The 18,902-nt window shown below is 75.6% G+C and carries 16 protein-coding genes; 9 read left to right on the top strand and 7 right to left on the bottom strand.

The annotated features are described in order from the left end of the window. Positions 1-12: 12 nt before the first annotated feature. Genes IPO09_07235 through IPO09_07225 form a run of 3 tightly spaced genes read right to left on the bottom strand, consistent with a single transcriptional unit; the run spans position 13 to position 3,391 of the window. The gene (locus IPO09_07235; protein MBK9517139.1) at positions 13-1,557 is read right to left on the bottom strand and encodes a hypothetical protein; all 1,545 of its coding nucleotides are present in this window, start codon (positions 1,555-1,557) and stop codon (positions 13-15) included. A gap of 44 nt (positions 1,558-1,601) precedes the next feature. After that, entirely contained in the window at positions 1,602-2,513 is a 912-nt protein-coding gene (locus IPO09_07230) for a hypothetical protein (protein ID MBK9517138.1), read from the bottom strand. Positions 2,514-2,551: 38 nt separating this feature from the next. Next, positions 2,552-3,391, bottom strand: coding sequence for a metallophosphoesterase (locus tag IPO09_07225; protein ID MBK9517137.1), 840 nt, complete (start codon positions 3,389-3,391; stop codon positions 2,552-2,554). 209 nt (positions 3,392-3,600) lie between these two features. Between IPO09_07225 and lon the strand changes: the two genes are divergently transcribed. The 6 genes from lon to IPO09_07195 all read left to right on the top strand — a co-directional run bounded on the left by lon (position 3,601) and on the right by IPO09_07195 (position 12,492). Then, positions 3,601-6,075, top strand: coding sequence for an endopeptidase La (lon, locus tag IPO09_07220; protein MBK9517136.1), 2,475 nt, complete (start codon positions 3,601-3,603; stop codon positions 6,073-6,075). Between the two features lie 21 nt (positions 6,076-6,096). Beyond that, entirely contained in the window at positions 6,097-7,173 is a 1,077-nt protein-coding gene (locus tag IPO09_07215) for an NAD(P)-dependent oxidoreductase (protein ID MBK9517135.1), read from the top strand. 205 nt (positions 7,174-7,378) lie between these two features. Further along, positions 7,379-9,175, top strand: a complete 1,797-nt coding sequence (locus IPO09_07210; protein MBK9517134.1) for a serine/threonine protein kinase — start codon at positions 7,379-7,381, stop codon at positions 9,173-9,175. Between the two features lie 8 nt (positions 9,176-9,183). Next, a complete protein-coding gene (locus IPO09_07205) occupies positions 9,184-10,029 on the top strand; it encodes a tetratricopeptide repeat protein (protein MBK9517133.1) in 846 nt (281 codons plus the stop codon). Between the two features lies 1 nt (position 10,030). Next, positions 10,031-11,854 (top strand): sigma 54-interacting transcriptional regulator, encoded by a 1,824-nt coding sequence (locus IPO09_07200; protein ID MBK9517132.1) that lies wholly within the window; start codon positions 10,031-10,033, stop codon positions 11,852-11,854. Next, positions 11,851-12,492, top strand: a complete 642-nt coding sequence (locus IPO09_07195) for a hypothetical protein (protein ID MBK9517131.1) — start codon at positions 11,851-11,853, stop codon at positions 12,490-12,492. Before IPO09_07200 ends, IPO09_07195 begins: the two co-directional genes overlap by 4 nt. Positions 12,493-12,555: 63 nt before the next feature. Here the strand turns inward: IPO09_07195 and IPO09_07190 are convergent, their stop codons facing one another. After that, the gene (locus IPO09_07190) at positions 12,556-13,080 is read right to left on the bottom strand and encodes a hypothetical protein (GenBank protein MBK9517130.1); all 525 of its coding nucleotides are present in this window, start codon (positions 13,078-13,080) and stop codon (positions 12,556-12,558) included. Between the two features lie 127 nt (positions 13,081-13,207). Next, on the bottom strand, positions 13,208-15,034 hold the full coding sequence (gene mutL, locus IPO09_07185; GenBank protein MBK9517129.1) for a DNA mismatch repair endonuclease MutL: 1,827 nt from the start codon (positions 15,032-15,034) through the stop codon (positions 13,208-13,210). Between the two features lie 88 nt (positions 15,035-15,122). Between mutL and IPO09_07180 the strand changes: the two genes are divergently transcribed. After that, positions 15,123-16,361, top strand: a complete 1,239-nt coding sequence (locus IPO09_07180) for an acyltransferase family protein (GenBank protein MBK9517128.1) — start codon at positions 15,123-15,125, stop codon at positions 16,359-16,361. Positions 16,362-16,400: 39 nt separating this feature from the next. Here the strand turns inward: IPO09_07180 and IPO09_07175 are convergent, their stop codons facing one another. Then, positions 16,401-17,327 (bottom strand): fatty acid desaturase, encoded by a 927-nt coding sequence (locus IPO09_07175; protein MBK9517127.1) that lies wholly within the window; start codon positions 17,325-17,327, stop codon positions 16,401-16,403. 81 nt (positions 17,328-17,408) lie between these two features. On the opposite strand from IPO09_07175, the gene IPO09_07170 reads away from it, so the two are divergent. Continuing rightward, on the top strand, positions 17,409-17,837 hold the full coding sequence (locus tag IPO09_07170; protein MBK9517126.1) for a DUF309 domain-containing protein: 429 nt from the start codon (positions 17,409-17,411) through the stop codon (positions 17,835-17,837). Here IPO09_07170 and IPO09_07165 read toward each other — a convergent pair. Continuing rightward, entirely contained in the window at positions 17,788-18,636 is an 849-nt protein-coding gene (locus IPO09_07165; GenBank protein MBK9517125.1) for a hypothetical protein, read from the bottom strand. The genes IPO09_07170 and IPO09_07165 overlap by 50 nt on opposite strands. A gap of 56 nt (positions 18,637-18,692) precedes the next feature. Here IPO09_07165 and IPO09_07160 point away from each other — a divergent pair, with 56 nt between their 5' ends. Next, positions 18,693-18,902, top strand: a complete 210-nt coding sequence (locus tag IPO09_07160) for a hypothetical protein (protein MBK9517124.1) — start codon at positions 18,693-18,695, stop codon at positions 18,900-18,902.

Here is an 18,902-nt window from a genome sequence, read left to right as displayed (position 1 = left end):
GGCACGCGCCCGTCACCTGGTCTTGGCCTGGCGCACGTAGCGATCGAGATCCTCGCGGTCGATGAGGGAGCAGAGCTCCACGGTGTCCTGGCGCTCGCCGCGCCGGTAGATGAGCCGGACGTCGGTGGCGACGCGGACGCGGTAGTAGCCGGGCAGCCCCTCCAGCGCCAGCGCCCGCAGCGACGGGTGGCGCCAGTCCTGCGAGAGCAGGAAGGCCTGCTTCAGCGCGGCCCGCTGGATGCGCCGGTCCCACCCCTGCAGCGAGTCGTAGAACTCGGCCGAGAAGATCGGCAGGAGCCAGTTGGCCGGGGCCTCCTCCGGCTCGTCGCCCTCGACGGAGGGCGGCGGCGCGCTCCCCTCCCCGGCCCCGCCGGCGGCCGCCCTGGCCTCCGCCTCACGGAGCGCGGCCTCCGAGGCGGCGGCCCGCTCGGCGGCCCTGGCCCCACCGGCCTCGGCGGCGTGCAGCCTGACCTCGGCGTCCCGCAGGGCGCCGCGCAGCCGGGTCATCTCGGCGGCGGCGTCGCCGGCCCGCGCCGCGGCCAGGGCCACCTCGGCGGCGCGCTGGGCGCCGCGGGCGCCCTCGGCGGCCTGGCGGGCGCGGGCCGCCTCGTCCGCGGCGCGGGCCGCCTCGGCCCTGGCCTCCTTGAGCTGGGCCTGGAGCTTGTCCCGCTGCGCCTCGCCCCGGCCGCGCACCGCCTCCACCTGCGCCTCGGCCTGGGCCAGCCGCTCCTCCAGCCCGCGGGCCCGCCGCTCGGCCGCCTCGGCCCGCTGGTCGGCGTCACCGGGCGGCGCCGCGCCCGGCCGCTGGCGCGCCGGAGGAGCCGGGCCGTCCTCGATCCCCTGCCCCCCGTCGCCGCCACCCAACCCAGGCCCGCCGGCGGGCCCGTACCACTCGGCGGCCAGCTGCTCCAGCGCCGCGGCGCCCCGGGCTCGGACCGCGGGCTGCTCGTCGCACAGCAGGCGCCACAGGGCGATGGCCAGGCCGTGGTCGCTGCCGGCCACCTCCAGCAGCTCCTCTGCCGCGTGCAGGTCGAGCGCGCTGCCAGGGAAGGCCGGCTCCTTCAGCCCCTTGCGCATGGCGGCCAGCAGCGGGGCGCGCGACGGCGGGTGGGCCCGGAGCTCGTCGGCCAGGAGATCGCAGCGCTCCACCTCGCCGAGCCCCTCCGGCCGGAAGCCCGGCGCCGAGAGGCCCAGCCGCTTCACCAGCGCCAGGGTCTCCTCGGGGAGGAGCGCGGTGTAGAGGAAGGCCGAGGTGGCGTCGCGGGTGAGCTCCTCGAAGGGGATGTCGTCGGAGGCGGGGGGGTGCGCCAGGGCCGGGGCTGCGGGCTCGGCGGCCAGCGGGGCTGGGGCGGGGACGGTCGCGGCCGGGGTCGCGGCCGGGGTCGCGGCCGGGGTCGGGGTCGAGGTCGGGGTCGAGGTTGTGGCTGAGGTCGCGGCTGCCTTCTTCGCCGCAGCAGGGCGCTTCCGCGGCGCGCCGGGCGCCTTCGGAGCCGCCTTCGCGCCCCTGGCCGCCTTCGGCTTCACGGGCTTCCCTGCCTTCGGCTTCGCGGGCTTCACCTTCCCCGCCGCGGCCGCTCCCTTCTTCCTCGCCACGGCCTGGGTCACCGGGCCACCGGCTGGGGCCCCTCTCGCACCTCGGCCTTGAACTCGGCGCCGGGCGGCAGCCGCCACCCCTCCTCGATGGGCAGGGTCACGATCAGCGCCGCCGGCCGCTCGCGCCCCGAGGCGCCGCGCACCGAGGCGGTCAGCTCCAGCTCCAGGGTCACCGGCTGGCGCGGCAGCAGCTCCAGCCAGTAGGTGCCGAAGAGGATGGCGGGCGGGAAGTCCTCCACGAACCGCTCGCCGTCCAGCAGCTTCTGGTGCGGCTCGCCGCCGCCGGCCATGCCGCCGAAGAGCGCCCCCTGCTCGTCGAGCAGCCGCAGGGAGAGCTGGCGCAGGGCCACCGGCACCACCGTCCGGGCCACCGAGCGCTCGCCGGTGGCCTCGCGCTCCAGCAGGCGCGGCGCGCCCCACAGGGCGAAGTCCACCCGCAGGCCCGGTCCGCCCTCGGGCGACGGACCGGGCTGGATGGCCAGCAGGTCGAGGCGCAGCCCCTCGGCCACGGCCGAGGCCACCGGCGCGTACCGTGCGCCGCGCAGCAGCTCGAACCGCTCCTCGGCGTACCGCTGGAAGTCGAGCAGGGTCTCCCGATCCTTGGCCGCCAGCTTCTTCTCCTCCTCCGCGGCGGCCAGGGCGGTGGGCCGGGCCGGCTCGCCGGGGTGGCGGTTGCGGATGGCGGACAGCCCCTCCACGTACCAGCGCACCAGGGCCGCCGACTCGGCCTGCCAGGCCTCGGGCGGCGCGGTGGGCAGGGCCCGGGCCAGCGCCGAGCGCTCGGCGAACTCCCGCTTGAGGCGCGAGCGCTCCAGGCGGGCCTCGAAGGCGTCGCCGCGGGCGCGCCAGGCCTGGAGCAGCAGGATGGCGCCCAGCATCGCCAGGCCGGCCGGCAGGGCCACCAGCAGCAGCCGCTTCATGTCGACTCTCCCGAGGTGAGGTGCAGCGAGGGACCGCGTCAGGCCGCGCCGGAGACCAGCGCCTCGACCCCGCGCACGCCGCCGGCGTCCAGCTCGTAGACGTAGGCGCGCGCGCGGCGCACCGGCTCGTCCGAGGTGCGGGACACCGAGCCGGCGCACAGGATGGGCACCGGGCCCTTGACGCCCGGCACGTCCACCCGGAAGGCGCAGTGGCGGTGGCCGTGCAGCACCGCCGCCACCGGCAGCTCGGCCAGCAGCCGGATCACCTGGTCGGCGTCGGCCAGCGCCATGCGGGCCACGTGGACGTCGGAGGGGATGCGGTCGGGGGGCAGGAGCACGTGGTGGTGGAAGGCCAGCAGGGTGGCCTTGCCCTGCTTCTGGTGCTCGCGGCAGAGCTCGCGCACCGCCTTGAGCTGGTCGGCGCCCAGCTTGCCGGTGGTGGCGCGCGGGTCCTCGCCGTAGCGGGCGCTGTCCAGGGCCACCAGCACCACCTCCGGCCCCAGCGGCACCACGTGGGGGTAGGTCGGGGCCGGGCGGCGCATGCCCTTGCCGTCGGGCCCCACCGCCCGGAGGAACCGGCCGGTGTCCACCGCGTCGGCCGTCCAGACGTCGTGGTTGCCCGGCACCACGGTGAGCTTGCCCGCCTCGGCCCAGGGCCGGAGCAGGTCGGCCGCCCGCTCGAACTCGCGCGGCTCTGCCGAGAGGGTCAGGTCGCCGGTGACCACCAGGTGGTCCACGCCCACCTCGCGCAGCGCGTCGAGCAGCCCCTTGGCCAGCTTGGAGGAGTGCTTGTCGCAGTCCTTGGCGGAGAAGCCGTTGCGCGGGTAGCGCGCCCGGTCGGCGAGGTGCAGGTCGCTGATGTGGCCCAGGCGGACGATGGCGGACTCCGGCGGCGTGACGGGTGGCGAGCGCCCGGATGCTAACGGCCCCCCGGACCCCGGTCAAACGGTCGCGTTGACGCCCCGTTAGGCCGTGCGTGGCGCTGGGCGACCGTGAGACCATCCGGGTACATCTTGTTGCCAAGGCGGCCTCTGGTGGGTATCCCCTGTCGAGCGGCCTCCTGCATCGGCAGGCCAAGGAGAGGCAGATGTCCGAGAAGAAAGAGAAGGGCGCCGTGGGCGCGCAGGTGGCGCCGGCCATGGGGCCGCCTGGTCTCATCAACCGGGAGGACATCCCGGCCGTCCTGCCCATCCTGCCGCTCCGCAACTCGGTCTTCTTCCCGGGCGGCGTGCTGCCGCTGGCGGTGGGCCGCGCCAAGACCATCGCCCTCATCAAGGACGCGGTCCGCGACGAGCAGGTCATCGGCGTGGTGACCCAGCGCAAGGCGGAGGAGGAGGACCCTGGCGCCCCCGACCTCTACACCGTCGGCACGGTGGCCCGGGTGGTGAAGCTGCTCAAGATGGGGGAGGACAACTACTCCCTGGTGGTGCAGGGCCTGGCCCGCTTCAAGGTGCTGGAGCTGGTGCAGGAGTCGCCCTACCTGAAGGCCCGCGTCGACCCGGTCGAGGACAAGACCGACGTCGAGGACGTGGAGGTCGAGGCGCTGGCCATCAACCTCAAGAAGCTGGCGCGCGAGGTCATCGAGCTGATGCCGGAGCTGCCGGCGGCGGCCACCGAGCTGGTCGAGTCGATCACCCACCCCGGCCACCTGGCCGACCTCATCGCCGCCAACGTCGACGTGCCCATCGAGGAGAAGCAGCAGGTCCTGGAGACGGTGGACCTGAAGGCCCGCATGAAGCTGGTCCTCGAGCTGCTCAACCGCAAGCGCGAGATCCTCAAGCTCTCCAACAAGATCGACTCCGCCGTGAAGGGCGAGATGTCGAAGACGCAGCGCGAGTACTACCTGCGGCAGCAGCTCAAGGCCATCAAGGAGGAGCTGGGCGAGATCGGCGAGGAGGAGGAGGAGCTCGACGAGCTGCAGGAGCGGCTCAAGAAGGCCGGCCTGCCCCCCGAGGTCGAGAAGGTGGCCCAGAAGGAGCTCAACCGGCTCAAGGCCATCCCCACCGCCAGCTCCGAGTACACCGTCGCCCGCACCTACCTCGACTGGATCGCCGACCTCCCCTGGTCCAAGCAGACCGAGGACAACCTGGACATCGAGAACGCCCGCGGCGTCCTCGACCACGATCACTACGGCCTGCAGAAGATCAAGAAGCGCATCCTCGAGTACCTGGCGGTGCGCAAGCTGAAGAACGACATGCGCGGCCCCATCCTCTGCCTGGTGGGCCCGCCCGGCGTGGGCAAGACGTCGCTGGGCCAGTCGGTGGCGCGCGCCACCGGCCGCAAGTTCGTGCGGCTCAGCCTGGGCGGCGTGCGCGACGAGGCCGAGATCCGCGGCCACCGGCGCACCTACGTGGGCGCCCTCCCCGGCCGCATCATCCAGTCGATGAAGAAGGCCGCCACCCACAACCCGGTCATGATGCTCGACGAGATCGACAAGCTGGGCGCCGACTTCCGCGGCGACCCCAGCGCGGCGCTCCTGGAGGTGCTGGACCCGGAGCAGAACAACACCTTCTCCGACCACTACCTCGACGTGGCCTTCGACCTCTCCAAGGTGATGTTCATCGCCACCGCCAACCTGCTCGACCCCATCCCCGGGCCGCTGCGGGACCGCATGGAGATCCTCGAGCTGCCCGGCTACACCTTCGAGGAGAAGGTCCACATCGCCATCAACCACCTCATCCCCAAGCAGCTGCGGGAGCACGGCCTCTCGGCCGACGCGGTCACCTTCTCCGAGAAGGCCATCATCAAGATCGTCACCGGCTACACCCGCGAGGCCGGGGTCCGCTCGCTGGAGCGGCGCATCGCCGACGTCTGCCGCGCCATCGCGGTGGAGGTGGCCAGCGGCAAGGTGGCGGCCGGGGCCAAGCGCCAGGTGGAGGAGCCCGACCTGCCGGAGATGCTCGGGCCGGAGAAGTTCTACGACGAGACGGCCGAGCGGACCGAGCTGGCCGGCGTGGCCACCGGCCTGGCCTGGACGGCCGCCGGCGGGGACATCCTCTTCATCGAGGCCACCCGCATGCCGGGCAAGGGGTCCATGACGCTGACCGGCCAGCTCGGCGACGTCATGAAGGAGTCGGCCCAGGCCGCGCTCAGCTACCTGCGCTCCAACGCCGACAAGCTGGGCATCGCCGCCAACTTCCTGGAGAAGACCGACCTGCACATCCACTTCCCGGCCGGCTCCATCCCCAAGGACGGCCCGTCGGCCGGCGTCACCATCCTCACGGCGCTGGTCTCGCTGCTGACCGGCATCCGGGTGCGCTCCAACGTGGCCATGACCGGCGAGGTGACGCTGCGCGGCCTGGTGCTGCCGGTGGGCGGCATCAAGGAGAAGGTCCTGGCGGCCCACCGGGCCGGCATCAAGCGGGTCATCATGCCGGCCCGCTGCGAGAAGGACCTGGTGGACGTGCCCGAGCAGGCCCGCAAGGAGCTGGAGTTCGTCTTCGCCACGCACATGGAGGAGGTGCTGGCGGCGGCCCTGGAGGAGAACCCGGTGGGCCGCAAGCCGCCCACGCCGGAGCCGCCCCCCACCGCGACCCCCAAGGTCGAGGAGGCCCGCGCCTAGCGCGGGCGGGCGGACGGGGTGGTGCCGGCGCCGTCCACGCCCGGGGCGCCGGCGCGCCGCCTCGCCCTGCTGACCGGCTCGCCCGGCGCGGTGCTCGACGCCGTGTCGGCCGAGCTGGCCCGGGCCGGCTGGGACCCGCTGCCCGTCTCGATTCGCGCCGACGGCGGACCGGCGCAGGCCCCCGCGGCGGCCGACGCCGTGATCCACCTGGGCATCCGCACCCCGCGCGACCTCGACGAGCGGCGCCGCGCCGAGGCCGAGGCCTCGGCCGCCAGCGGGGCGGCGCGCCTGGCCGGCGCGGTGGGGGCGCGCCGGCTGGTGCACCTCTCCACCTGCGCCGTCTACGGTCGGCCCCGCAACCTGCCCTGCCGGGAGGGGGAGCTCAAGGCCCCGCGCACCGCCTACGAGCGCATCCGCTGGCAGGCCGAGCGCGCCAGCTGGGCGGCGCACCGGGCCGGCGCCCCGCTCACCGTCCTGCGGCCGTCCCTCCTCTACGGCCCCACGCTGCGCGGCGGGCCGGTGCGGGCCCTGGCCCTGGTGGCGCTCTTCAACCAGCGCAAGGCGCGGGTGCCCATCATCCGGCGCGGCCCGGTGGCTCACCTGTGCCACCTGGAGGACCTGGCCCGGGCCACGGTGCACGTGGTGGCCCACCCGGACGACGCCGCGGTGGTGGGGCGCGCCTTCAACGTGGCCGACGAGGCCCCCCTGCCGCTGGCCGAGCTGCTGGAGACCGCCCTCCTGGCGCTCGGCTACCAGCCCGGGCGCTTCCTCCCCAGCTTCCCCAGGCTCACCGCCCTGGTGCTCTGGCTCTTCCGCCACGTGCCGGACCGGGCGCTGCTCGACCCGGTCAACCGGCGGCTGGTCTCGGCCTGGCGGCGCTTCGCCCGCGCCCAGCCCGGCACCCTGGTGCCGCGGGTGGACCGCGAGGCGCTGCACTGGATGAGCGCCGACCACTACTACGACGTGAGCCGCCTGGCCGAGATCGGCTTCCGCCACCGCTTCCCGGTCTCCACCGAGATCCTGCCCGAGACCATCCGCACCCTGGTCTCCAGCCGGCTCCTGCCCGGCACCGGCGGGTCGGTCTTCCCGACCTGGTGAAGCGGCCGCGGCCTGGTCGCCAGGGCCGCCGCGACAGCCGCGCCCTCCTCCCTCCACCCGGCCGGCAGGCTTGGGCCCCCTGGTCGTGGCCGCCACCGCGGCGTCCGTGTCATAGTGCGGGGGCCTCCCGCGGCGGCGCTGTCGCGATCGCGCCAGCTGGCGGGAGGGCGGGAGAGCCAGGCGTGTGGAGCGGCGCGTGATCAGGATGCTCGGTCGGTACGAGCTGCTGGAGCAGGTCGGCAGCGGCGGCATGGCCGTGGTCTACCGCGGGCGCGACTCGGCCCTCGACCGCGAGGTGGCGGTCAAGCTGCTGCACCCGCACCTGGCCGGCTCGGCCGAGAGCCGGGCCCGCTTCGCCCGCGAGGCGCGCGCCGTGGCCCGGCTGGCCCACCCCGGCATCGTCGAGATCTTCGACTACGCCGGCGACGGGGCCCCCGAGGCCTACCTGGTCACCGAGTTCATCCGGGGCCGCACCCTGCGGGCCTACGCCCAGCAGGTGGGGTTCGCCTACCCGGAGGTCGGGCTGCTGGTCGGCCGCGCCCTCTGCGAGGCCCTGGTGCACGCCCACTCGGCCGGCGTCATCCACCGCGACCTCAAGCCCGAGAACGTGCTGGTGCAGGAGGGGGCGCGCCCGGCGGTCAAGCTGGCCGACTTCGGCATCGCCCGCATCCTGGCCTCCGACGAGCGCATGACCATGACCGGGGCCCTGGTGGGCTCGCCCCACCACATGGCCCCGGAGATCGTGGAGGGCCGGGAGGCCGACGCCCGCAGCGATCTCTTCTCGCTGGGCACCATCCTCTACTGGCTGGCCACCGGCCGCTTCCCCTTCGCGGCCGGCAACCCCACCGCCATCCTGCGCCGCGCCATCGAGGGCGACTTCGACGACCCCCGCGAGGTCGACCCGCGGGTCTCCAACCGGCTGGCGGACCTGGTGCGCCGCTGCCTGATGGTGGAGCCGGCCGACCGGCCGGCCAGCGCCGCCGAGGTGCGCGAGGCGCTCGATCTGGTCCTGGCCGAGGTCGGCCTGGTCCGGCCGGAGGACGAGCTGGTGGCCCTCCTCTCGGACCCGGCGGGCTTCAAGGAGGCCTTCCCCGCCCGCGCCGTGGCCGCCCTGCTGGCCCGCGGCGACGCGGCCCTGGCCGAGGGCGCCAGCGCCCGCGCGCTCTCCTGCTACGATCGGGTGCTGGCGCTCGACCCCGCCAACGCCGTGGTGCCGGGCAAGCTGCGGGCGCTGTCCCGGCGGCGCCGCCTGCGCCGGCTGGCCGGGGTGGTGGCGGCGCTGGCGCTGCTCGGCGCGGCCGGGGTCGGGGTGGCCGCGCTGTGGCGCAGCGGCGCCGCCGGCCGGGTGGCCTCCCCCCTGTCGACCCTCGGCGTGCCGGCCGGCCCGGCCGTGGCGACGTCACCGGGCCAGGTCGCTGCCACCCTGCCGGACGGCCTGACCGCGCCGGGCAGCGCCGCCAGCGAGCCCCCGCGCGCTGGTCGGCCGGCCTCGGCGGGCGGGGTCGGTCGCCCGGTGCCCGGGCCGGGCCCGTCCGCCGCGCTCACCGTCTTCGTCCGGCCGTACGCCCAGCGCGCCCTGCTCGACGGCACCGAGGTGGCCAGCGGCGCCCAGGTGGTCCGCTTCGAGATCGGGGCCGACCGCCCCCACACCATCCAGGTGGAGCACGCCTGCTGCGCGCCCTTCGTGCGTCAGCTCAGCGCCGCCGAGGCCGCCGCCATGGGCGAGCTGCGGGTGCCGCTGGTGCCGCGGCCGGCCCGCCTGCGGGTGGAGGGGGATCCCGCCACCCGGGTCCTGGTCGAGGGGGTCCTGGTGGGCACCGCCGGCGAGTCGCAGCACGCCCCGCTGGCCGTGGCGGTCCCGGCCGGAGGGGACAACCCCTACGAGGCCACCGTGCGCATCGTGCTCGAGCCACCGGGTGGACCGCCGCGCTCCGTGCCCGTCAAGCTGCGGGCCGGCGGCGAGGTGACCGTGGCCACCCCCACCGCGGAGGCGACCCCGTGACCGCTCCCCTGGCGCTGCTGCTCACCCTGGCGCTGGCCGCGCCGCCCGAGCTGAAGCGGGCCCGCGACCGCTTCGAGTTCGGCGCCTACGCCGACTGCGCCGGCACCCTGCGCAAGTACCTGGCCTCCGACCCGCCGCTCACGGACGAGCAGATGGTGGACGCCTACCGGCTGCTGGGCATCTCCGAGTTCCACCTGGGCGACCAGGCCGAGGCCCGCGCCGCCTTCGTCAACCTGCTCTCCTTCGACCCGGAGTTCGCGCTCGACCCGTTCCTGGTGCCGCCGCCCATCGTCGACTTCTTCGACCGGGTGAAGAGGGAGCACGAGCCGGCCCTGGCCCCGCTGCGCGAGCGGCGGCGCGAGCTGCGCGAGCAGCAGCGGCTGGCCGACGAGGCCAAGCGCCGCCTGCTCGCCGAGGAGCAGGCCCGCACCGGGCCCCCCACCAAGCTGATCCGCGTCCAGGAGCGGGTCTACCTCTTCAACTGGCTGCCGCTCGGGGCCGGGCAGTTCCAGAACGGCGACCGGGCCAAGGGGACGGCCATCCTGTCCGGCCAGGTGCTCCTCGGGCTGGTCAACCTGGGGGCCATCTTCGCCCACAACCAGGTGGCCGACGATCGCTCGCGCCTCTGCACCTCCAGCCAGCCCGGCTGCACCCGGCCGCCCTACTTCGACGCCGACCGGACGCTGCTGACGCGCATCGAGGTGGTCAAGTACGCCTCGGCGGCGCTCTTCTGGGGGCTCTACGGCTACGGCGTCTGGGACGCGCACGTCCACTTCGTGCCGGTGGTGGAGACCGAGATCAGCCCCGCCGGGGCGGCCACCGGCGCCACCCTGGGCCTCTCGGGGAGGTTCTGACATGGCCACCCTGGTGGTGAAGGCGCCCGACGGGAGCGAGCGGCGGGTGACCCTGTCCCGCCGGCTCACCAGCGTCGGGCGCGACCCGGAGAACGACGTGGCGGTGCCCGATCCGACCCTGCCCGCCACCGCCCTGCACCTGCACTTCGACGGGCGCGACTGGGACGCCGCCGCCCACGACGGCGCCGCCATGACCGTGAACGGCCGCAGCCGCGGCGCCTGCCGCCTCGGCCCGGGCGACCGCATCCGGGTGGGGGCCACCGAGCTGCTGTTCGACCCCGCGGCGCGCCTCGAGCCGCCCGCCCCGGCGGCCACCTCGGCGCTGGACGGGAGGCTGGCCCGCGAGGCCCTGGTCCGCTTCTCCGAGCGGCTGCTGGGGGCCACCGACCTGCCGCGCCTCCTCGACGAGCTGCTCGACGCGGTGGTGGAGGTGACCCAGGCCGACAAGGGCTTCCTCATCCTCCTGCAGGAGGGGGAGATGACGGTGCGCGCGGCCCGCAACGTGGCCCGCGAGACCATCGAGGGGGCGGTCAGCCGGGTCTCCGACACCATCGTCCGGAGGGTGGTGGAGACCGGCCGGGCGCTGGTGGTGGCCGACGCCCTGCACGACGCCGAGTGGTCCGGCTCCAGCTCGGTGGTGAACCTGAAGCTCTGCTCGGTGATGTGCGCCCCGCTCAAGTCGAAGGGGGAGGTCTTCGGCGTCCTCTACCTCGGCAACGACAACGTGGTGTCGCTCTTCGACCAGCGGGCCCTCGAGGTGCTGACGGTCTTCGCCGCCCAGGCCTCGCTGCTGCTGCAGAACGGCCTGCTGCTCGACTCGCTGCGGCGCGAGAACGTGGCGCTGCGCGAGGCCGTCACCACCCGCCACTACGGCGACCTGATCGGCTCGGGCGCCTCCATGCGCGAGGTCTTCCGGCGCATCGAGAAGGTGGCCTCCACCGACATCTCCGTGCTGGTGACCGGCGAGACCGGCTCCGGCAAGGAGGTGGTGGCCCGCGAGCTCCACCGCCGCTCGCCGCGCAGCGCCGGCCCCTTCGTGGCGGTCAACTGCGGCGCCATCCCGGAGAGCCTGCTGGAGTCGGAGCTCTTCGGCCACGTCAAGGGCGCCTTCACCGGCGCGGTGGCGGCGCGGCAGGGGCGCTTCCAGGCGGCCGCCGGGGGGACCCTGTTCCTCGACGAGATCGGCGAGATGCCGCCCGGCCTGCAGGTGAAGATCCTGCGGGCGCTGCAGGAGCGCGCCGTCACCCGGGTGGGCGAGAGCCGGCCCGAGCCGGTGGACCTGCGGGTGGTGGCCGCCACCAACCGGGTGCTGGAGCAGGAGATCGCCCGCGGCACCTTCCGCGAGGACCTCTACTACCGGCTCAACGTGGTGGCCATCCACCTGCCGCCGCTGCGCGAGCGCGGCGAGGACGTGGTGGTGCTGGCCCGCTGGTTCCTGCAGCAGTACGCCCGCGAGTACGCCGCGCGGGTCAAGGGCTTCACCCCGGGCGCGCTGGTGGCCATGAAGAAGTACGCCTGGCCCGGCAATGTGCGCGAGCTGGAGAACCGGGTGAAGAAGGCGGTGGTGCTGGCCGACCGGGCGGTGGTGTCGGCCGAGGACCTGGACCTCTCGCCGGAGGTGCTGGAGCCCACCGTGCCGCTGGCCCTGGCCACCCGCGACTTCCAGCGGCGCTACGTCGGCGAGGTGCTCGACCGCAACGGCGGCAACCGCACCAAGACCGCCAAGGACCTGGGCGTGGACCCGCGCACCATCTTCCGCCACCTGGAGCGCATGGAGGCGGAGCGGCGAGGCGAGCCGCTGCCCCCCGAGGAGGAGAGCCCGTGACCACCCTCGCCCCGGGCCGCCAGGCCGGCCCGGCGGGCGGCCCGCGCGCCCGGTCCCGCCGCGCCCTGGCCGCCCTGGTCGGCCTGCTCGGCCCCTGGCTGGGCGGCTGCCCGCTGCCGCAGTCGCTGCCCGAGTACCCCAGCACCGGGCGCATCGCCCCGCCGCGCATCGTCACCGATCAGGCCACCCCGCCGGGCACCGTCGTGGAGGTCGCGCCGGACTGCCCGGGCGCCGACACCGACCACGTCTTCTCGCTGAGCGCCGGGCTCATCGACGAGAACACGGTGGAGCCGGTGGAGGCACGCTGGTTCGTGGACTACCAGCCGGGCCGCAGCACCGTGACGCCCATTCCCCCCATCGAGATCATCCCGGGGCCGGAGGACGGCGTCACCCTGGAGCGGCCCCTCACCCCGTTCCAGTTCAGGCCCTACACCTTCGACGACGCCGCCTTCCGCGCCGGCGGCGGCCTGCACGTGGTGGAGCTGGTGGTCTCCAACGGCTTCCTGCTCGAGCCGACCAGCGGCCTGCCGCGCCCCTGGCGCACGCCGCAGGCGCAGTACGAGACCCAGGTGCACCGCTGGGTGTTCCACTACGTGCCGGCCGGGGCCGGCGGCGCCTGCGGCTACCCGGCGCCCTAGGCCGAGGTCCGGGCCGGTGAGGCGTCGGGGGGCGTCCAGCCCGACCGCGCCGCAGCGCCCCGCTCAGCGCTGCGGGGTCGCCGCCTGGCGGGCCGCCTCGAGGGCCCGATCCGCCCCGCGCGCCAGCTCGGCGCCCTCCAGGGCGAAGCGGTTCACCTGCGCCCGGTAGGCGCGGTGCAGCGCCAGCACCGAGTCGCGCGCCCGGGCCAGCTCCTCCCGCCCGCCGAAGCCCTGCGGGTCGGGGTCGGAGGCGTCGAGCCGGCAGCGCTCCGAGAGGTCGTCCACCCGCCGCTCCCACTCGCGGGCCCAGGCGTCGAAGGCCGCCAGCGCGTCCTGGGCCCCCACCTGGCCGCTGAGCCGCCAGGCCCGCTCGTTCTGCTCCTGGTGCAGGGCCTCCAGCTCGCCGACGCAGACCCGCACGGTGGCCCGCGTGGGCAGGGCGCCGGTGGCCTGCGGCCGGTGCGGCCCCGACAGGTGGCGCACGATGTTGGCCACCACCAGCCCGATGGAGAGGGCGATGGCGAGGAAGTAGGTGATCCAGAGGGCGAACCGGTAGGGCCGGTAGCGCGGATCCCGCGTCGGAGGCACGGGGCGAATCTGCCTCAAGGCCCCGTCGCCGTCCACCAGGGCCTGGCCTCCGCCGCGCCGGCCCCCTGCCCTCGCGCCGGCCGGGCGCGGCCGCCGGAGCCTGGCCGGCCCCCCGGGCCGCCTCAGGTCAGCGGCGCCCGACGCGGCGCTCCAGGTCGGCCAGCGGCAGCTCGAAGACCACCGGGCGGCCGTGTGGGCAGCGGGCCTTGAAGTCGATGGCGTCGAGGCCGTCGAGCAGCGCGCGCGCCTCCTCGGCGGAGAGGTCCTGGTTGGCGCGCACCGCGGCGTGGCAGGCCATGGTGGCGGCCAGGTCGTGCAGCGCCTCGTCCACCGCGCTGCCGCGCTCCAGCTGCTCCAGCTGCTGCGCCAGGTCGGTGAGCAGGCCGGCCAGGTCCACCCCTCCCAGGATGGCCGGGGCGCCCTTGACCGCGAAGGCGTCGCCCCCGAACGGCTCGACGTCCAGGCCGAGGCGGCCGAGCTCGTCGGCGTGCCCCTCCAGCGACCGCGCCACCGCCGGCGGCAGCGTCACCACCTGGGGCACCAGGAACGGCTGGACCGGCAGGGCCCGGGCGCGCATGGCCTCGCGCAGCCGGTGGAAGAGCATCCGCTCGTGGCTGGCGTGCTGGTCGATGACCACCAGCGCCCCGCCCGGCGCCTCGCAGAGCAGGTAGGTCCGGGCGTGCTGCCCGACGTAGCGGAGCGAGCCGAAGTACCCGGGCGGCCGGGCGGGCTCGCCGGCCGGCCCGACCAGGAAGGGCAGCGGCGCCGAGCCGCTCGAGGGGGCGGGCAGCGGCCAGGCCGCCCCGCTCTCCGGCGGCGGGTGGATGGCGCGGGCCCAGGCCAGCACCGAGGCCGCCTCCTCCCCGGCGGCCGGTGGCGCCACCGCATCGGGCGGCGCCGCCGCCCCGGGGGCGGCGGGCCAGCCCATCCCGCCGGGGCCGACGGCCGCGCCCCGGCCGAGCCACGGGGCCAGGCGCAGCGCGCCCGCCACCGCGTGGTGGAGCGCGTCGTAGACCTGCCGCGCCTCGGCGAAGCGGACCTCCAGCTTCTGCGGGTGCACGTTCACGTCCACCCGGTCGAGGGGCAGCGTGATGAAGAGCACCCCGGCCGGCTGCCGCCCCGGCGGCAGCACCCCCGCGTAGGCGCGCAGCACCGCGTGGGCGGCGGCGCGGTCGCGGATGTAGCGCCCGTTGACGAACAGGTAGAGCGAGCGGCCGGTGGCCTGCGAGTGATCCGGCGAGGTGACCAGGCCCCGCACGTGGACCTCTCCCCGCCCCGCGTCCACCTCCACCAGGTGGCGGGCCGCCTCGCGCCCCAGGGCCTGGGCGGCCCGGTCGGCCGGGGCCTCGCCGGCCCTCACCCCCATGACCAGCCGCCCCGAGGAGCGCAGCGTGAACCCGACGTCCGGCCGGGCCAGCGCCATGCGGATGACGGCCTCGGTGACGTGGCCGGCCTCGGTGGGCGCGGCCCGCATGAACTTGCGCCGGGCCGGGGTGTTGAAGAAGAGGTCGCGCACCTCGATGGTGGTGCCGCGCGGGCGGGCCACCGCCGCCACCTCGGCCACCTCCCCGCCCTCCACCACCACCCGGGTGCCGGCGCCGTCGCCGCCAGGGGCGGTGTCGAGCCGGAAGCGGGAGACCGAGGCGATGGCAGGCACCGCCTCGCCGCGGAACCCCATGGTGGCGATGGTGGCCAGGCCGGCGGCGTCCTGCAGCTTGGAGGTGGCGTGGCGCTCCAGGGCCAGCAGGGCGTCGTCGCGGTCCATGCCGCGGCCGTCGTCGGCCACCCGCACCAGCGAGAGGCCGCCCTCCTCCACCTCGATGGCCAGCGCGGTGGCGCCCGCGTCGAGGGCGTTCTCGCACAGCTCCTTCACGACCGAGGCGGGCCGCTCCACCACCTCGCCGGCGGCGATCTGGTTGACGAGCCCGGGGGGGAGCACACGGATGGTGGCCACGGGCCGTTCTAGCACGCGGGCGGCGGCGCGCGCCGGCCAGGCGCGGCGGTGTTTGACGCACCAGTGGACCGGGTCTATAGGTCGCCGGATGGCGCGTGGAAAGGCGAAGCGGGGGGCGAGGCAGGGGCCCGCGCGGAGCGCCCGTCCGGCGCTCGGCAACGACCCGTTCGTCCGCGGCGCCGCGCCACGGGAGCCGGCGAGGCCGGTCGTGAGAGAGAGAGCGACCGCAACCCCGACCTCGACCCCGACCGCAACCCCGACCGCGCCCCCGACCGCGCCCCCGACCGCGACCCCGGCCCCGACCCCGGCCCCGACCCCGGCCCCGATCGCGCCGTCCACCGTCTCCCGCGCCGCCGCCTCCCTCGACCACCTCGAGGAGCGCCTCGACGCGGCCATCGAGGAGGCCGAGGCCCGCCTGGCGGCGGCCGCCGGCGCCGCCGGTGAAGGGGCCGGCAGAGCCCGGGAGGACCTGCGCGCCGTGCTGGCCACGCTCTGGCCCGCGCTGCGGTCCCGGCTGGCCAGCGCCGGCGACCTCCTCCGGCTGCTCGAACCACCGGCGCGGCTGGAGCGCTTCGGCATGGACCCGCGGCTGGTGGAGCGGGCCCTGCCACTCGTCGAGTTCCTCTACGCCACCTGGTGGCGCGTCCAGGCCAGCGGCCTCGCCCAGGTCCCGGCGACCGGGCCGGCGGTGGTGGTGGCCAACCACGCGGGGCACCTGCCGTGGGACGCGCTGGTGCTGCGCCACGCCCTCGGGCGGGACCACCCGGCCCGCCGCGACCTCCGCCCCCTGCTCGATGACGCTGCCTGCGACCGATCGTTCCTGGGCACGGCAGCGGTCCGGCTCGGCGCGGTGCGGGCCAGCCCGGAGGCGGCCGACCGGCTCCTGGCCGACGGCAGCCTGGTGGGGGTCTTCCCGGAGGGCTCCGCCGTGGAGGCTCGCCCCTGGCGCGAGCGGTACCGCGTCGGACGGTTCGGGCGCGGCGGGTTCGTCAAGGTGGCGCTGCGCGCCGGCGCCGTGGTGGTGCCGTGCGCCATCGTCGGCAGCGAGGAGGCGGCGCCGGCCATCGCCCGCACCGGGTGGCTGGCGGACCTGCTGCGGCTGCCGCTCCTGGCCACCCAGCCGTCGTTCCGGCTGGCCTCCGCCGGGTTGCTGCCCCTGCCGTCGCGCTGGTCGGTCCGCTTCGGGCCGCCCATCGATCTCGGCGGCCGCGGACCTGAGGCGGCCGCCGACCCGGACTTCGTGGCCGACGCGGCGGCGCGGACGCGGGGCGCCATCCAGGCCATGCTCGACGAGGACGTGGCCGCGCGCCGCTCCATCTTCCTGTAGCGCCAGCCGCGGCGCGCTCGCGGGGAGCCCGGCCAGCCGCTAGGCGGCCTCGCCCACGGCCCGGGCGTCCGCTTCGGCCGCCTCGGCCGGGGCCGCGGCTCCACCCGCCGCGGGACCGGTCCGGCCGGCGTCCACCCGCAGGTGGGCGTAGCGGATGTGCGGCGGCGGCGTCCTCAGGTCGCTCACCAGGCCGGCCGCCCCGAGGAGCTTGAGCACGGCATAGGACAGGTCCACCTCCCACCAGAACCAGCCCTGGTTGGCGGTGGCTGCGTAGAAGTGGTGGTTGTTGTGCCAGCCCTCCCCGAAGGTGACGAGGGCCAGCAGGAAGGAGTTGCGCGACTCGTCGCCGGTCTCGTAGCGCCGCCGCCCCATGACGTGGGCCAGCGAGTTGATGACGAAGGTGCCGTGCCACAGCACCGCGGTGGAGAGGAAGTACCCCCAGAGCAGCGCCGGCCAGCCGCCGACCAGGAAGAGCCCGAGCGCCAGGGTCAGGCCGGGCACGGCGTGCCACCGATCGATCCAGCGAAGCTCCGGGAAGCGGGCGAAGTCCTTGATCTGATCCAGCCGGGTCTGCTCGTAGCGGGACACCAGGAACCAGCCGACGTGGCTCCAGAGGAAGCCGCCGCGCACGGGCGAGTGGAGGTCCTGGTCGGTGTCGGACCAGCGGTGGTGGTGCCGGTGATGGGCCGCCCACCAGAGGGGCCCCTTCTGGGAGGACATGGCGCCCAGCCAGGCCAGGACGAACTGGAAGACCCGGCCCGTCCGGTAGGCGCGGTGGGCGAAGTAGCGGTGGTACCCGGCGGTGATGCCGAACATCCGGATGGCATAGGTGGCGACCGCCAGCCCCAGCAGGGCTGGCGACACCGGCACCAGGAAAGGCGTGGCCAAGGCCACGGCATGCACGAACAGGAAGGGTATCGACCCTCCACCCCAGTTGATCCGGTCTGGATCTCGCAGACTCGCCATCCCCCAGTTCTGCGCCCCTCCCGTCATGGGGGTGTCATCGACTTCTTGGCACGATCCGAGGCCCTGGCGGGTGAAGGAGGCATGGACCTGAGCCGAGGCAGGGTGGACGGGACGGTGGCGCTCCTGGAGCGCGGCCGGGAGCTCTTCGTGAGCGGCCAGTACTGCGAGGCGCACGAGATCTGGGAGGCAGCCTGGCGGCTGGAGCGCGGTGACCTGCGGCGGGTCTTGCAGGGGCTCATCCAGGCCGCCGGCGCCTACCAGAAGCTGGCAGCCCGGCAGCCGGCGGGCATGTGCCGCCTGCTGGAGCTGGCGCTGGACCGGCTGGAGGCCGCGCCGGACGGGCTGGCTGGCCTGGAGCTGGAGCGGTTCAGGGCCGGGCTGCGCGGTTCCCTGGTCGAGGCCAGGCGCTGGCACCAGGGCGGCCCGGCGCCCGCCGGCCCGGCCCCGCTCGGCGCGTCGTTCAGCGGCCGGCTGGCTGCGTTCGGTCCTTCGGCTTCTGCGGCGGGGTGACCGGCTCGTCGAGGTCGAGCGGGCCGGCCAGGTCCGACGCCGCCACGAAGGCCGCCACCTGGGCCACCACCTCCTCGCGCCGCTGCAAGGCCGCGCCGACCCGCTCCGGGAGCCCGGCGTGCTCCTGCGCCCTCCGCACGAACCGGGCCTCGCCGAGCCGCCCGACCGCCCCGTCGAGGGCCGGTCCCCTCTCCCCTCCGGCGCCGTGCAGCCTGTGGCAGGCGGCGCAGCGCAGCAGGTAGTGCCCTGCGCCGACCCTGGCCTCCTCGCCGAGCCCGGGCGGCGGTCGCAGGGCGCGGCCCCAGCTCCGCTCCCAGGCCACCAGCTCGAGCGCCACCACCGGACGTAGCCACCAGAGCCCCGCCCGCGGGTCTGCCGTCAGCCCCGGCTGGTCGAGGGTGGGCCAGGCCAGCTGCAGGGGGGCGGGCCGCCCGTCCACCTGGTCGGCCAGGATCGGGCGATACTGCCGGAGCAGGCCGGCCGGTGTGGGCAGCGTCACGCCGTCCGCGGCGACCACCAGGATGGTGTCGCCGCCGTCCACCGCCTCCAGCTTCCTGGCCAGGAAGGGCACCAGCGCCACCCCGTCGAAGCGGGCCTGGCGGCCCGTGGCAGGGTCCACCGCGCGGAACCCTGCCCGCGGAAGGCCGGCCAGGTCGGAGCGCTGCAGGAAGAAGGGACCGTGCTTCACCTGGCCGCGGATGGTGAGGACCACCTCGCCCGTGGCCGCGGTCGGCAGCTTCGGCCCGGCACAGGCGGCCAGCGCGGCGCCGACCAGGGGTATCAGCCATCGCTTTGTCATCTGGCTCCGTTGGGCTATCTTCCCGGCGCCTCGCAGCAATAACCTGGGAGACCTGAATGGCGCGAGCCTTCATCGGAGCAGTCGAGTGCCGGGTCACTGTGGACAAGGACCTCGGCGACAGCTGGGCGGTGGCGGTCATCCCGGGCGGTGGCGCGGTGGTGGCGCCGCTGGTGGTGAAGCTGCAGGGCAACGACAAGGCGGCCGTGACCAAGGGCGCCCTGGAGATCCTGCTGAAGGCCGGCAGGATCGACCGCTTCGAGGCCTGA

Source organism: Anaeromyxobacter sp. (assembly GCA_016718565.1).
GTDB lineage: Bacteria > Myxococcota > Myxococcia > Myxococcales > Anaeromyxobacteraceae > JADKCZ01.
The sequence above is the reverse complement of the archived record's forward strand: the minus strand, read 5'-3'. Positions and strand labels throughout refer to the sequence as shown.

What these genes read in the sequence shown, in the direction of transcription:
- IPO09_07230 (MBK9517138.1), bottom strand. Translation starts at nt 2,513, where the DNA reads ATGAAGCGGCTGCTGCTGGTGGCCCTGCCGGCCGGCCTGGCGATGCTG.
- lon (MBK9517136.1), top strand. Translation starts at nt 3,601, where the DNA reads ATGTCCGAGAAGAAAGAGAAGGGCGCCGTGGGCGCGCAGGTGGCGCCG.
- IPO09_07210 (MBK9517134.1), top strand. Translation starts at nt 7,379, where the DNA reads ATGCTCGGTCGGTACGAGCTGCTGGAGCAGGTCGGCAGCGGCGGCATG.
- IPO09_07200 (MBK9517132.1), top strand. Translation starts at nt 10,031, where the DNA reads ATGGCCACCCTGGTGGTGAAGGCGCCCGACGGGAGCGAGCGGCGGGTG.
- IPO09_07180 (MBK9517128.1), top strand. Translation starts at nt 15,123, where the DNA reads ATGGCGCGTGGAAAGGCGAAGCGGGGGGCGAGGCAGGGGCCCGCGCGG.
- IPO09_07175 (MBK9517127.1), bottom strand. Translation starts at nt 17,327, where the DNA reads ATGGCGAGTCTGCGAGATCCAGACCGGATCAACTGGGGTGGAGGGTCG.
- IPO09_07170 (MBK9517126.1), top strand. Translation starts at nt 17,409, where the DNA reads ATGGACCTGAGCCGAGGCAGGGTGGACGGGACGGTGGCGCTCCTGGAG.
- IPO09_07165 (MBK9517125.1), bottom strand. Translation starts at nt 18,636, where the DNA reads ATGACAAAGCGATGGCTGATACCCCTGGTCGGCGCCGCGCTGGCCGCC.
- IPO09_07160 (MBK9517124.1), top strand. Translation starts at nt 18,693, where the DNA reads ATGGCGCGAGCCTTCATCGGAGCAGTCGAGTGCCGGGTCACTGTGGAC.